At 63.0% G+C, this 13,409-nt stretch carries 11 protein-coding genes; 10 read left to right on the forward strand and 1 reads right to left on the reverse strand.

Annotated features, from left to right (window positions below):
• Positions 1-42 precede the first annotated feature (42 nt).
• Positions 43-723, forward strand: a complete 681-nt coding sequence (gene inhA, locus K1567_RS06305) for an isonitrile hydratase (RefSeq protein ID WP_184336865.1) — start codon at positions 43-45, stop codon at positions 721-723.
• An 8-nt stretch (positions 724-731) separates the two neighbouring features.
• Here the strand turns inward: inhA and K1567_RS06310 are convergent, their stop codons facing one another.
• Positions 732-1,361 carry a LysE family translocator gene (locus K1567_RS06310; protein ID WP_220698266.1) on the reverse strand — a complete coding sequence of 210 codons (630 nt, stop codon included), beginning with the start codon at positions 1,359-1,361 and terminating at the stop codon, positions 732-734.
• A gap of 594 nt (positions 1,362-1,955) precedes the next feature.
• On the opposite strand from K1567_RS06310, the gene K1567_RS06315 reads away from it, so the two are divergent.
• Genes K1567_RS06315 through K1567_RS06355 form a run of 9 tightly spaced genes read left to right on the forward strand, consistent with a single transcriptional unit; the run spans position 1,956 to position 13,409 of the window.
• Positions 1,956-3,395: an undecaprenyl-phosphate glucose phosphotransferase gene (locus tag K1567_RS06315; protein ID WP_047882776.1), complete on the forward strand. Its 1,440-nt coding sequence runs from the start codon at positions 1,956-1,958 to the stop codon at positions 3,393-3,395.
• The gene (locus K1567_RS06320) at positions 3,395-4,855 is read left to right on the forward strand and encodes a mannose-1-phosphate guanylyltransferase/mannose-6-phosphate isomerase (protein ID WP_220698267.1); all 1,461 of its coding nucleotides are present in this window, start codon (positions 3,395-3,397) and stop codon (positions 4,853-4,855) included. Before K1567_RS06315 ends, K1567_RS06320 begins: the two co-directional genes overlap by 1 nt.
• A 1-nt stretch (position 4,856) precedes the next feature.
• Positions 4,857-5,768, forward strand: a complete 912-nt coding sequence (locus K1567_RS06325) for a glycosyltransferase family 2 protein (RefSeq protein WP_220698268.1) — start codon at positions 4,857-4,859, stop codon at positions 5,766-5,768.
• A 29-nt stretch (positions 5,769-5,797) separates the two neighbouring features.
• Positions 5,798-6,574 carry a polysaccharide biosynthesis/export family protein gene (locus K1567_RS06330; RefSeq protein ID WP_034112829.1) on the forward strand — a complete coding sequence of 259 codons (777 nt, stop codon included), beginning with the start codon at positions 5,798-5,800 and terminating at the stop codon, positions 6,572-6,574.
• Positions 6,575-6,589: 15 nt separating this feature from the next.
• Complete coding sequence (locus K1567_RS06335) at positions 6,590-8,581, forward strand: exopolysaccharide transport family protein (protein ID WP_034096812.1); 1,992 nt, start codon at positions 6,590-6,592, stop codon at positions 8,579-8,581.
• Entirely contained in the window at positions 8,581-9,771 is a 1,191-nt protein-coding gene (locus K1567_RS06340; RefSeq protein WP_220698269.1) for a glycosyltransferase, read from the forward strand. Before K1567_RS06335 ends, K1567_RS06340 begins: the two co-directional genes overlap by 1 nt.
• Positions 9,761-11,089, forward strand: coding sequence for a GH39 family glycosyl hydrolase (locus K1567_RS06345; RefSeq protein ID WP_220698270.1), 1,329 nt, complete (start codon positions 9,761-9,763; stop codon positions 11,087-11,089). Before K1567_RS06340 ends, K1567_RS06345 begins: the two co-directional genes overlap by 11 nt.
• Positions 11,090-11,097: 8 nt before the next feature.
• Positions 11,098-12,315, forward strand: coding sequence for a glycosyltransferase family 4 protein (locus K1567_RS06350; RefSeq protein ID WP_167417986.1), 1,218 nt, complete (start codon positions 11,098-11,100; stop codon positions 12,313-12,315).
• On the forward strand, positions 12,306-13,409 hold the full coding sequence (locus tag K1567_RS06355; RefSeq protein WP_034112819.1) for a glycosyltransferase family 1 protein: 1,104 nt from the start codon (positions 12,306-12,308) through the stop codon (positions 13,407-13,409). Before K1567_RS06350 ends, K1567_RS06355 begins: the two co-directional genes overlap by 10 nt.

The following is a 13,409-nucleotide window of genomic DNA, read 5'->3' on the forward strand; positions in this document are numbered from 1 at the left end:
CTCTACAGTGAAGCCGTCCACCCCTATCTCGGAGCGTTCTTGATGACCCTGAACATCGGTTTTGTTTTGTTTCCCGGCATCCAGCAACTGGACCTTACCGGCCCCTATGACGTGCTGGGCTCGCTGCCGGACGTCAAGCTGCACTTGGTGTGGAAGGACCTGGCGCCGGTCACCTCCAGTACCGGCCTGGTGTTCACCCCGACCATGACCTACGCCGATTGCCCCGCCTTGGACGTGATCTGCGTGCCCGGCGGTTCAGGCGTTGGCGCGCTGATGGAAGACCCGGTCACCCTGGACTTCCTCAAAGCCCAGGCCGATACCGCGCGTTACGTGACCTCGGTGTGCACCGGTTCGCTAGTGCTCGGCGCGGCCGGCCTGCTGCGCGGTCGCAAGGCCACCACGCATTGGGCCTACCACGATATGCTCGCCCCGCTCGGCGCCATCCCGGTGCAAGACCGCGTGGTGCGCGACGCTAACCTATTGACCGGTGGCGGCATCACCGCCGGGATCGATTTCGCCCTGACCCTGGCCGCCGAGCTGTACAGCCCAGAGGCCGCGCAATTGGTGCAGTTGCAGCTTGAATACGCGCCGGCCCCGCCCTTCAACGCCGGCCGCCCGGACACCGCCCCGCAGGCGGTGCTGGATGAAGCCAACAAGCGCACCGTCGAATCGCGCAAGACCCGTGGCGAGATCACCGCGCGCGCGGCCGCACGCCTGGTTTAAAGGCGGCCTCAAACCGGCCGGGACATCAGCGCCAGGCGCACTGCCAACGCCGTCAACACAGTGGCCAGCCCCCATCTTTGCAGCACGGCGCTGCCTGGCCGGCCACTAAAACAACGGCGGATGGCGCCGCCGCTGATCCCCAGCACGCCATGAAATATCGCAGCGATCAGCGTCAGAATTCCCCCAAGCAGCAACAGTTGCCCGGCAATCGCCCCCGCCTCGGGTCGTACGAACTGCGGCAGGAACACAACAAAAAACAGCAATGCCTTGGGATTGAGCAGACTGTTGAGCATGGCGTGCAGGAATACACGCTTGAGCGCCACGGGCTCGACGGCAGCGACCGCATTACCGGGGCGTTTTTGCACGGTTTTGAACGCCAGCCACAGCAGGTAGCCCACGCCGGCATAGCGAATCAGGTCGAACGACGGCGGCCAACCGGCGACCACTGCGGTGACACCGGTGGCGGTCAGCACCGTCAACACTATGTCGGCCACACCGATCCCCAGGCTTGCGGCCAGGCCACCGCGCCAGCCATGGGAGATGCCATGGCTGATAACAAACGCCATGTTCGGCCCCGGTGACAGGAGCAACAACAGCACTGCGCCGGAAAAAACCGCCAAGGTTGCAAAATCGATCATGCCCGAGTCGTCCTGGGTGGAAGCCCGTAGATTAATCAGCACGCCCGACCCACACAAAAAATTGATCTGGATACGCTTTGAAGAGTCACCGGCGCTAAGAACGATTAACGGGACGCCCCTGCCGTCGGGTGGGCAGAACCGCGTAATTTTATGGTCAGTTTGAAAGGTAACTTCTGATCCCTTCCCCCGCACTGTGGCAGGACCTCCAATGGGTCGCGCCAGACCTTTTGTCCCCCTTTCCTACCTCCCTTCGAAAAAGGTTTTTTGCATTGCGCAGGAAAAATCTCAAATTTATTTCTACACTCAAAAGCATATTCAAAGGCGATAGTCTCGAACAAGGAAGATCAATAAAATGCCGAAAGCCACAGCGCCCAACCCTTCTACCAAGCCATTGCGCAGCATCGTCAGCTCGTTGACTAATCCTTAAAGGAAACGCTCCTTAGTTTTAGCCCCGCGTATTCAATTCAATTGGATTGATCCTTTTGAATTGGATAGTTGCGTATTACCCAGCGTGCGGTTGTTCAACTCAGCGCCAATGCAGCTTCCTGCTTAAACGCCGAAACGACACGCCTGGAGTGCAATGAGGGATGTTTTATGCGAAAGAAGTCGTCCGTCGACAGCCTATTTCTAACGCGTGCCGGTTTTGTTGAATTCTTTGTTGTTTTCGTCAAATTGATCCACGGTCTGTCGGCTATTCTGCCGCCGCTGGTGCTGGTGTTTTTCCTGGACCCGATGGCCCCTGAAATGCGCACGCACTTCCTCGGGTTACTAGTGTTCTTTGCGGCGTTGACCATCATTTTGTTTCAGGCGCTGGGCATCTACTCCGAAGAATTGTTCAGTAACCGCATGCGCCTGAAAACCAAGATCAAGGCGTGGTCGGCGGCGTTTTGCATTCTGTTGTTCATGTACCAGATTTTGCAGATGTTCCCACAGTTGACCCCGCGCAACCTGGTGGCGTGGTACATCGCCAGCCTCGGTCTGTTCTGCCTGGAACGCCTGCTGATGCTGCGCCTTTACCGCAACCTGATGCGCAAGGGCAAATACCTGCAACGTACGGTGATTCTGGGCTTTACCGACACCGCTGTGCATGTCGCCGAGCACCTGCAGCGCAACGGCGATATTCGCTCCGGCCTGGTGGGTTTTATCGATGACCGCACCGAGCGCATTCCCAAGGAACTGAGCAACCTGCCGCTGCTGGGCAATACCCGCGACCTGGAAAAGCTGATCCGCGCCGAACAGGTCAACCAGGTGATGATCTGCCTGCCCTGGGCCGCCGAGCAACGCATCCACAGCCTGGTCAACCGCCTGCGGCAGATGTCGGTGAACGTGATGCTGGTGCCTGACATGGCCGCGTTGCGCTACGGTCACAGCCGCATCACCGACGTGGGCGGCATCCTGATGTTCAGCACCTCGCAATTGCCCCTGCGCGGTTGGTCGCCGGTGATCAAGCGTTGCGAGGATGTACTGTTGGCCAGCCTGGCGCTGGTGGCGCTGTTGCCGCTGATGCTGGTGACGGCGATTGCAATCAAGCTCGACTCCAAAGGCCCGGTACTTTTCCGCCAGAACCGCTTCGGCTACAACGACAACGAGATCCGCGTATTCAAGTTCCGCTCGATGTACACCGACCAGAGCGACTTCACCGCCGAGCGTCAGACCACCCGCGAAGACCCGCGCATCACCCGTGTGGGGCGCATTATCCGCAAGACCAGCATCGACGAGCTGCCACAGCTGTTCAATGTGCTGCTGGGCAATATGTCCATGGTCGGCCCGCGCCCCCATGCCACGGCGACCAAGGCGGCGGGCATTCCCTTCGAGGTGGCGGTGAGCGAATACAGCTCCCGTCATCGGGTGAAACCAGGTATTACCGGCTGGGCGCAAATCAACGGCTACCGAGGGGAAACCGATACCCTGTTCAAAATCCAGAAACGTGTCGAGTACGACTTGGAATACATCTCCAAGTGGTCGGTGTGGTTTGACCTGTACATCGTTTTCATGACGGTCCCGGCCGTCCTGTCCACCAAGGAAGTGTATTGATGAATAACCTCAACGGATTAATCCCCTGCATCATTTCCGGTGGGTCGGGTACGCGGTTGTGGCCGGTGTCGCGACAAAATATGCCCAAGCCGTTCATGCGCATGCGTGACGGCCAGAGCCTGTTGCAGAAAACTTTCCAGCGCGCCGCCAAACTGCCCGGCGTGGAAAATGTGCTAACGGTGACCAACCGCGACCTGCTGTTTCGAACCCTCGATGACTACCGCAGCGTGAACAAAGCCCGCTTGCCTCTGGACCTGTTGCTGGAGCCGTTCGGGCGCAACACGGCGGCGGCCATCGCGGTCGCGGCATTGCATGTGCAAGAGCATTTCGGCGATGCGGCGCAGTTGCTGGTGATGCCAGCGGACCACCTGATACTGAATGAAGTCGCGTTCGCCGAAGCCGTGACTCAGGCCCGCGAACTGGCCGACGCCGATTTCCTGGTGACCTTCGGCATCCAGCCCGACCACGCGGAAACCGGCTTTGGCTATATCGAGCAAGGCGAAGCGCTCACCCAAGGCAACCGGGTCAAACGCTTCGTCGAGAAGCCCGATCAGGCCACCGCCCAGGCCTACCTCGACGGTGGCAAACACCTGTGGAACGCCGGCATGTTCTGCTTCAAGGCCAGCACCCTGGTGGATGAACTGGCCACCCATGCACCCGACGTGCTGCAAGCGGCACGCGCCGCACTGGAACACAGCCAAAGCCTGCAGAACAGCACCTCGCGCCAGCGTGAACTGGATGCGGAGGCGTTCGGCAAGGCGCCAGATATTTCCATCGATGTGGCGCTGATGGAGAGGTCCAACCAAGTCGCCGTAATACCCTGCGACATCGGCTGGAGCGATATCGGTTCGTGGGAGGCGCTGCGCCAGCTCACACCCAACGACGCCCACGGCAATCAGATCAACGGCGAAGCCATCTTGCATGACGTACACAACTGCTACATCGACTCGCCAAAACGCGTACTCGGCGCGGTCGGCGTGCGCGACTTGATCATCGTCGACACCCCCGACGCGCTGCTCATCGCCGACGCCCACCGTAGCCAGGACGTGCGTTACATCGTCGCCGAACTCAAGCGTCAGAATCACCCGGCGTACAGCCTGCACCGCACCGTCACACGGCCATGGGGCACCTACACGGTGCTGGAGGAAAGCAGCCGCTTCAAGATCAAGCGCATCGTGGTCAAACCCTTAGCGTCGCTGTCGCTGCAGATGCATCACCACCGCAGCGAACACTGGGTGGTGGTCAGCGGCGCGGCGCAGATCACCAACGGCGAACGGGAATTTCTGATCAACGCCAACGAATCCACGTACATCCCCGCCGGGCACAAACACCGACTGACCAACCCCGGCATCATCGATCTGGTGATGATCGAGGTGCAGAGCGGCGAGTACCTGGGCGAGGACGACATCGTGCGCTTCGATGACATTTACGGCCGCACCCCGGCCGACGTGAAAAAGTGACATGCGTACCGCGCTGATCATCCCGACCCGTAACGCATCCAGTCACCTGGCGCGATTGCTGCCGGCCCTGGCGATGCAAACCCTGCAACCGGACGAGATGCTGGTGGTGGACAGCGCCTCCAACGATGACACCGCGGCGCGCTTTCGCGCCTTCGGCGCACGGGTCGAAGTGATCGACGCGCGCACCTTCAATCACGGCGGCACCCGCCGTAGGGCCAGCGAACAAGTGGGCGGCGACGCACTGATCGTGATGACCCAGGACGCCATTCCCGCGGCCCCCGACACCTTCGCCAACCTGCTTGATGAGCTGCAGCAGGACCCGCTCAACGGCGTCGCCTATGGGCGCCAGTTGCCGCACCCCGACGCCGGGCTGCTGGGGGCGCAATCGCGGCACTTCAACTACCCGCCCCACAGCCGCAGCAAAAGCCTGGTCGACGCGCCGGAGCTGGGGATCAAGACCTGCTTCAGCTCCGACTCGTTTGCCGTGTACCGACGCAGCGCGCTGCACGCCGTGGGTGGGTTCCCCGTCGATGTAATCGGCAGCGAAGACGCCTACGTCGCGGCGCGCCTGCTGCTCGACGGCTACAAGGTGCGCTACGCCGCCACGGCGCAGGTGCATCACTCCCACGATTACTCACTCATGGACGAGTTTCACCGCTACTTCGATATCGGCGTGTTCTACGGCCGCGAGCCGTGGATCCGCCAAGCCTTCGGCGATGCGGGCGGCGAAGGCAAGCGCTACGTGCTGGCGGAGCTGGCCGCCTTGCGCAAGGCCGGCGCGCTGCACCGCGCGCCCGAGGTGCTGGTGCGCAGTGCATTCAAATGGCTGGGTTACCGGCTTGGCCACCTTGAGCGGCGCCTGCCGGTGTCCCTTAAGCGGCGCATCAGCATGTTTCCCGGGTATTGGAGGTGAGCATCATGACCCACAGGAAGTCCCCCTTGATGAAACGCACCCTGCTCGCCGTGGCCATGCTGGCCCTGGCCGCCTGCAATACACCGGCCCGTATCGAGCCACCGGATGACAGAACCGTCGAGGACGGCAAGCGCGCCCTCGACCAACTGGCGCAGTTGCCGCCGGCGGTGGAACGCATCCGCATCGGCGACCAGCTGCGCATCGTGCGCGACGCCGGCGAGATGCCCACCCTGTCGGCGTTCAACGTCAGCACCATCTACGAGCTGACCCTGTACACCGTGCAAACCGACGGCAAGATCAACTATCCGTTTCTGGGCCCGATCCAGGTCGCCGGACGCCAGCCCTCGGAACTGGCCACCGAGCTGACCCGCAAACTCGCGCCCACCTACCGCGAGCCGCGCGTGACGGTGAACATCAACCAGGCGCCGGCCAACTCGGTGATTGTCGGCGGCGCGGTAAACAACCCGACGGCGGTGCAGATCGCCACGGCCAATACCCTGGAGCAAGCCATCGTCGGTGCCGGTGGGATCAACCCGGCGGGCGACGCCAGCATGGTCGCGTTGCTGCGCGAAGACGCCCAGGGTGCCTACCGCGCGTACTTTCTGGACTTCAGCCAGTTGCTCAAAACCGGTCCCGACGGGCGCAAACCGGTGCGGCTGCAACGTGGCGATGTGGTGTTTGTGCCCAAGTCCAATGTGGGTGAGCGCATCCAGGGGGTGGATACCTACCTGAACCAATTGATTCCGTTCACCAAGTCCATTGGCGTCGGCTACAACTACACGCGCACCAGCGGCGGCAGCAATTAAAAGGAGCGACATCCCATGATCGAGATCCGTTCTTTCCGCGATCTTCTGCGCCTGTTCTTCATCTTCCGCCACGAGTTCAAACTGGCGGCCCTTGCCGCGCTGCTGATCATTTTGCTGGGGGCATTCCTGCTGCCGGCCAAGTACGAATCCACCGCGCGCCTGCTGGTCAAGCCGGGGCGCGACTCGACGCTGCCGATCGAGATCAGCAACCGCCAGGCGCTGGTCATGCCCAGCACCCAGCGCGACCCGATCGTCGACGAGGAGCGCCTGCTGACCGGGCGGCCGATCGTGCGCGCGGTGGCCGAGCACTACCTGGAGGTAATCAATAACGCACCGCCGCCGGAAGGCGCCTGGAAGCGCATCAAGTACTACGTCAAGAGCGCCATCGGCGCGGTGTTCGACGGCCTGCGCGTGGTGCTGGAAACCGTCGGCATCGTGGAAAAAACCACCCCGGTGGAACGCCTCGCCGCCAGCCTGGAAAAGAACTTTGACGTCAGCCATGCCGCCGGCTCCACGGTGATGGACATCACCTTCACCTGGGGCGATCCGCAGATTGCCCAAGAGGTGGTCAAGCACTGGGTCGAAACCTATATCAGCGAACGCACCCAGGCCCTGGGGCGCAAAAGCCTCTATGCCTTCTACGAGGGGCAGGTGTCCAACAGCGCCACCGAGATCAAGAGCTACAAGCAGCAGATCCTCACGCACCTGAATCAAATCGGCGCGGCGAGCATCACCGATCGCCTGGAGGATTTGTCCGAGCGCATCAATGTGCTGCGTGGCGAGGTGTTCAACACCACACGTCTGATCGCCTCGTCCGACAGCGCCATCGAGAGCACCCGCAACCAGCTCAAGAGCCAGCCCAAGGAAGTCACCACGGTGCGCCAGATCGCACTCAACCCGCAGCAGCAGGACCTGCGCCGCCTGCTCAACCAGAAGCTGCTGGAAAAGGCCGACATGATGCGCACCTACACTGACAACGCGCCGCCGGTCAAAGCCCTGGACGCGTCGATCAAGGCCATGCAGGCCCAGGTCGCCAGCGAGAGCAACACGGTGCAAAGCTCCGAGAACCGCGCGCCCAACACCCTGGAAATCCACTTGCAGCGGGTGCTGCTGGACGAGTCGAGCAACAATCGCGCCCTGCGCACCCAACTCACCCAGCAACAGAAGCAACTGGCCAACCTTGAAGGCCAACGCAAGCAAGCCCTGGAGATTGAACCGGAACTGACCCGCCTGGCCCGCGAGCTGAGCGCCACCGAGCGTAACTACGCGCTGTACGTCGACAACCTGGAGAAATCGCGCATCGACCGCGAGCTGGACAACAGCCAGATCAGCAATATCGCGGTGATCGAAGAAGCCACCCTCAACCCTGGGCGGATCTTCCCCAAAACCCTGGTGATGCTGGTGCTGGCGGTTCCGTTCGCCATCGTCGTCGGCCTGTTGGTGGTGTACCTGTGCTACCTGCTGGATCAGCGCATCCACGACGGTGGATTGGTGGAACGCAAGTTCGGCCTGCCGTTGTGGACCACCCTGCCGGAACTGGACACCAGCACCGCGCAAGGCACCAACGCGTTCAATGCGAGCATCTACCGGCTCTACAGCCTGTTGCGCCCGGACCGCATCGCCGAACAGGGTCTGACGTTGGGCCTGACCTCGGCGCGACATGGCGAAGGGGTGACCTTTGTGGTCGAACAATTGCGCCAGCTACTCGATGAAAACGGTATCAACGTACGGGTCGGCGGCGCTGAGCCGGCGGCGCCGGGCGAAGTGGTGCTGCTGGACGCCTCGGCCCTGCTGGACAACCGCGATGCGTTCATCGCACTGCGCCGCGCCGACCTGATCGCACTGGTGGTGGAAGCCCAGAAGAGCACGGTGCCGGTGGTCGAGCACGCGTTATCGATCCTCAACACTGCGTTCGGCAAAGTCGACGGCATCATCATCAACCGGCGCAAGTTCGAAGTGCCGTCCAAAGTACTCAAGACCATCGCCAAATACCGGGGAGCGTTCTGATGCGTATCGCTCTGCTCGCGCCGCTGCCGCCGGAGAAAAATGGCATCGCCGACTACGCGAACCATTTCCGCACGGCACTCCAAGCGCGTGGCGTGACGGTGCTGACCCCGCTGGCGGGCGTGGCGGGCAACAGCGATGCAATCAGGTCGGCCATCAGCGCCTTTGATTGGCACACCGTGGACTTGGTGCACGCCGAGCTGGGCGGCGGACGCCTGGGGGAATTCCTGGCCTTGCGTGAACTGCGCAAGGCCTACCCGCGATTGCCCCTGACCGCCACCGTACACGACCCGGAACGAATGGTTTGGCGACGCGAGCATCTGCCATTTCCGTTGAATCTGTTGGAGCGCCTGCCCAGCCCGATGCCTCAGGCGGCCGTGGTGTTGGCCGATCCCTTGACCCTGCGCGAAGAACGTCAGGTGGCCCAAAGCCTTACGCGTCTGATTACCCTTACTCGTCTGGGCGCGGGGTGCCTGAGCCAGCGCATGCAATTGCCCGCCGGCAAAGTGGCGGTGATCAACCATGCCAACCTGGCCATCGACGCGGTTGCGCTGCCGCCGCTGGAGCCTCTGCGCCTGCTGTACTTTGGGTTTATCTACCGCGGCAAGGGCATCGAAGACCTGGTTCAGGCGCTGGCGCACGTATTCAAACAAGACCCGCAGTTGCGCGAACGGCTGCGCCTGAGCCTGGCCGGCGGCACCGCGCCGGAGATGGCTTTCGGCGCGGGCGGCAACTACCTGGAACAGCTCAACGCTCAGATCGTCGCATTGGGCCTGGCCGATGCCGTCGACTGGCAACTGAACCTGCCGGCTGAGCAGATCGCTCAGACCATCCAAGATCACCATGTAATGGTGTTGCCTTACCGCGAATCGAAAAAACTCGGCCTGTTGGGGCGCCAGCGTGGCACCAGTGGTGCGCTGTCCTGGGCCGCCGCTTGCGGGCGCGGCGCGATCACTTCCGATGCCCGCGCCTTTGCCGAGGAAGTGGCCAGCGGCAACGGGGCGATCTATCCCGAAGGCGATGTGGCCGCGCTGAGCGAGCAGCTTCTGAGGCTGGCGCGTCAACCGCTGCTGGCCCGGGACTGGGCCGCACGCGCCGGAGAAATCGGACGCCAGCGTTTGTGGCCTCTGACTGCGGAAAAGTTCGTCGAACTGTTCGGTCAAGCCATCGCAGGAGCCCGCCATGGCGCGTAAACGCACCTACCTCGCCAGCCTGGCCGTCGTTGCAGCCTTGAGCCTGACGGCGTTTTTCTGGGGCCGTCCGGCGGATGCCGAAAGCCATGTGCTCAAGGCCGGCAAGCCGGTGGTGTGGAAGGATTTTCTCGGGGTGAACGCGCAGTTCCTATGGTTCAGCCCCGAGCGTTATCAGAAACAGATCGACCGTCTCAAGGCGCTTGGGCTGGAGTGGGTGCGCCTGGACTTGCACTGGGACCAACTGGAGCCCGTGGAGGGTCAATACCGGGTGGCGACCCTGGATCAACTGGTGCAGAAGCTGCAAGACAACCAACTCAAGTCGGTGTTCTATCTGGTCGGGTCCGCGCCCTTCGCAACCACCGCACCGGTCGGCGCGCCCTATCAGGACCAGTACCCGCCCAAAGACCCGAACGTATTCGCCAACCGCATGCTGTTGCTGTCCCAGCGCTACCCCAGCGTTAACGCCTGGCAAGTGTGGAACGAGCCGAACCTGCTGGGCTTCTGGCGCCCGGTGGCCGACCCGGCCGGGTATGCCAGGCTGCTGACGATCACCGCCACGGCGCTGCGCACGGTCAACCCGAGCAAACCGGTGGTGGCCGCCGGCATGGCGTTCTTCGGCGAGATGCCCAACGGCCAGTCCATGCTCGACGCCCTCGGCGCGCTGGGCGTGGCCAGTCTGAACACGGTCATTTCGTACCACCCGTACACCCAGTTGCCCGAAGGCAACGACCCGGCCAACCTGGACTTTGTCGCCAAGACCACCCAGCTCAACCAGGCCCTGCGCAACAGCGGTGTCCAGACCTTGTGGAGTACCGAGTGGGGCTGGTCGACGTACAAAGGGCCCAAGGACGCGCAGGACCTTATCTCTGCGCAAACTCAGGCCGATTACGTGGTGCGGCGCCTGGCCCTGATGAGCGCGCTGGACTACGACAGGATTTTCCTGTTCACCCTCAGCGACCTCGACCAACGCGCCAGCGTGCGCGATCAGTCCTACGGCTTGCTGGACATCGACGCCAACCCCAAGCCGGTCTACACCGCGCTGAAAAACTTCCTCGACGTCAGCGGGCCCACGCTCACTCCCGCCGACCCGCCCAACGCCGACCGCCTGCCCGACGGCCTGTTCAGCATCAGCTGGACCCGCGCGGACGGGCGCAAGCTATGGTTCTTCTGGTCGGCCAAGGGCGGTAACGCGCACTTGCCCGGTTTGGCCCGCGCCACCCTGTATGACCCATTGCGCGGCACGCAAACCCCGGTCAGCGGCACACAAGGGCTGACCGTAGCGGTCAAACCGAACCTGCAAATTCTGTTATGGGACTAGAAACGGCCATGCGCATTTTATGGATCCTGCCCTACTCGCCCTGGCCCGCCACCAGCGGCGGCAAGACGCGCCAGTTCCACCTGCTGCGCAGCCTGGCCGCGCGCGGGCATCGGATCACCTTGCTGCTGCACGACAAACACCCGGTGGCGCCCGCCGACCGCCAAATGCTGGAGACGTTTCTCGAACAAGTGATCATTCTGCCGCGCCGCCCGTTGCGCAGCCTCAAGACCTTGGTGGCCGGATTGTTCGCGCCCTACCCGTTGCTGGCCAGCGTCAACGGCTTGTCGGGGCCGCTGCAAAAGCGCTTCGAGCAATTGCTGAAAGAGCCGTGGGACGTGGTGCAGATCGAGCATTCCTATACCTTTGAGCCCTACGAGCAGACGTTGGCTCGACTGTCCCAGCCTTTTGTGCTGACCGAACACAATGTGGAATCGGCCCTCGGCGCCGCGACCTACGACCGTCTGCCGCGCTGGTCGCTGCCCTTCATCCGCTACGACCAATGGCGCTATCAGCGTTGGGAGCAGCGGGTGATGCGCCAGGCCGCCCAAGTGGTGGCCGTCACCCCAAGCGATGCCCAGGTGCTGGAAGGCATCGCCGGCAAACCGGTGGCGGTAGTGGTCAATGGTGTGGACTGCGGCCACTTTGCTGGCGCCCATCCCGACCCTTCGACCCAGCGCGTGTTGTTCCTGGGCAACTACGAATACGCGCCGAATGTGGATGCCATCGAGTGGGCGCTGGACGAGATTCTGCCCAAGGTCTGGGAGCGTTGCCCCGAGGCGCGCATGAGCGTGTGCGGCTTCGGCATGCCTGGCAGTTGGCGCGCGCGCTGGCCGGACTCGCGCATCGAATGGCAAGGCTTTGTGCCGGACCTGCTGCACCTGCAATCAAGCTGTTCGGTGTTCCTCGCGCCGCTGCGCCACGGTGGCGGTTCTAAGCTCAAGGTACTCGAAGCCCTGGCCGCCGGCCTGCCCTTGGCGAGCACCGAGCAAGGTGTGTCGGGGCTGGATTTGGTGGAAGGTCTGGACTACCTCGGCGGGCAAAGCGCGACCGGCCTGGCGGATGCCGTGGTGCGCCTGCTGCAGCACCCGGAGGCCGCCACCGCGATGGGCGACGCCGGCCGCGCCTATGTGCGCCGCGCCCATGATTGGAGCGTTGCCGCCAGCCAGCTGGAGCGTGTCTATGCCACGCTGTTGCCGCACCCGCACGAGGCACCCGCATGCGTATAGGCCTGGATTACCGCACCGTTGGCACATCGCCGCAATCGGGCATCAGCCGCCAGGTGTATGCGCTGGAAAGCGCACTGTACAGCCTGCCGGGCCTCGAACTCGAACGGTTCACCGTGGCGCCCCTGGGCGACGAAGCGCGCTTGCAGGCCCACTGCCCGGCCTGGGGCTGCGCAAAAACCGCCATGCACCAGCCACACAATCGCCTGCGCTTCGAAGCCGGTTTTCTGCCGAGGGCGCTACGCGAGCAGCACATCGACCTGTATATCAGCACGTTCAATATGGGCCTGCCGCTGCCGCCCAAACCACCGGGTTTGCGTACCGTGGTGCTGCTGCATGACCTGTTCCAGATCACCCTGCAGAACTACCACGCCAACCGCCTCAAGGCGCTGATCTACAAGACCAGCGATCGCCTGTCGATCACCTATGCGGTGCATAGCGCCGATCGGGTGTGGACCCCCTCGCAGTACAGCGCCGACGAAACCGCGCGGCTGTTTCCCAAGGCTACGGGCAAGATCCGCGTGCTGCCCAATCAGGTCGACGGGTTTTCCGCGCTGGCCGCCGACCTCACGGCGCGCCAGTTGCCCGCGCGCTATTGGTTGCTGGTGGGCACCCGCGAGCTGCGCAAAAACGTGCCATTTTTGGTGGACGCATGGCAGCAGGCGCGACGCCAATCACCCGCAGTGCCGGAACTGGTGCTGGTGGGCAGCCTCGATCATTTGCCCGAGGCCCAGCGTAGCCTGCCTGGCATTAGGGCCTTGAGCGGCGTGTCGGATGGCGAGCTGCATGCGCTGTACCGCCACGCCTTACGCCTATGGCAACCCTCATACGCCGAGGGCTTCGGCCTGCCGGTGATCGAAGCGCTGAGCGTCGGCACGCCGGTGGCGGTGGCCAGTGGCACCTCGCTGGATGAAATCACCCCGCCGACCGCACCGCGTTTCTCCCCCTCCGACGGCCCGGCGCTGGTGCAGTTGATGCTCAGCCTGAGCCAACGGCCCGCTGAGGACTCAGCGGAGGAACGCCGCCTGTGGGCCGAGCGCTTCAATCACCAGGCATATCGCCAGCGCTTGGCCGACCTGCTTGAGGAACTGAAGTGA

This window comes from Pseudomonas sp. S5F11, assembly GCF_019641515.1.
GTDB classification, from domain to species: domain Bacteria; phylum Pseudomonadota; class Gammaproteobacteria; order Pseudomonadales; family Pseudomonadaceae; genus Aquipseudomonas; species Aquipseudomonas rhodesiae.

Excerpts from the sequence above, each read along its gene's own strand:
- K1567_RS06325 (WP_220698268.1), top strand. The coding sequence starts at position 4,857 with ATGCGTACCGCGCTGATCATCCCGACCCGTAACGCATCCAGTCACCTG.
- K1567_RS06315 (WP_047882776.1), top strand. The coding sequence starts at position 1,956 with ATGCGAAAGAAGTCGTCCGTCGACAGCCTATTTCTAACGCGTGCCGGT.
- K1567_RS06320 (WP_220698267.1), top strand. The coding sequence starts at position 3,395 with ATGAATAACCTCAACGGATTAATCCCCTGCATCATTTCCGGTGGGTCG.
- K1567_RS06350 (WP_167417986.1), top strand. The coding sequence starts at position 11,098 with ATGCGCATTTTATGGATCCTGCCCTACTCGCCCTGGCCCGCCACCAGC.
- K1567_RS06335 (WP_034096812.1), top strand. The coding sequence starts at position 6,590 with ATGATCGAGATCCGTTCTTTCCGCGATCTTCTGCGCCTGTTCTTCATC.
- K1567_RS06345 (WP_220698270.1), top strand. The coding sequence starts at position 9,761 with ATGGCGCGTAAACGCACCTACCTCGCCAGCCTGGCCGTCGTTGCAGCC.
- K1567_RS06330 (WP_034112829.1), top strand. The coding sequence starts at position 5,798 with ATGAAACGCACCCTGCTCGCCGTGGCCATGCTGGCCCTGGCCGCCTGC.
- K1567_RS06310 (WP_220698266.1), bottom strand. The coding sequence starts at position 1,361 with ATGATCGATTTTGCAACCTTGGCGGTTTTTTCCGGCGCAGTGCTGTTG.
- inhA (WP_184336865.1), top strand. The coding sequence starts at position 43 with ATGACCCTGAACATCGGTTTTGTTTTGTTTCCCGGCATCCAGCAACTG.
- K1567_RS06340 (WP_220698269.1), top strand. The coding sequence starts at position 8,581 with ATGCGTATCGCTCTGCTCGCGCCGCTGCCGCCGGAGAAAAATGGCATC.
- K1567_RS06355 (WP_034112819.1), top strand. The coding sequence starts at position 12,306 with ATGCGTATAGGCCTGGATTACCGCACCGTTGGCACATCGCCGCAATCG.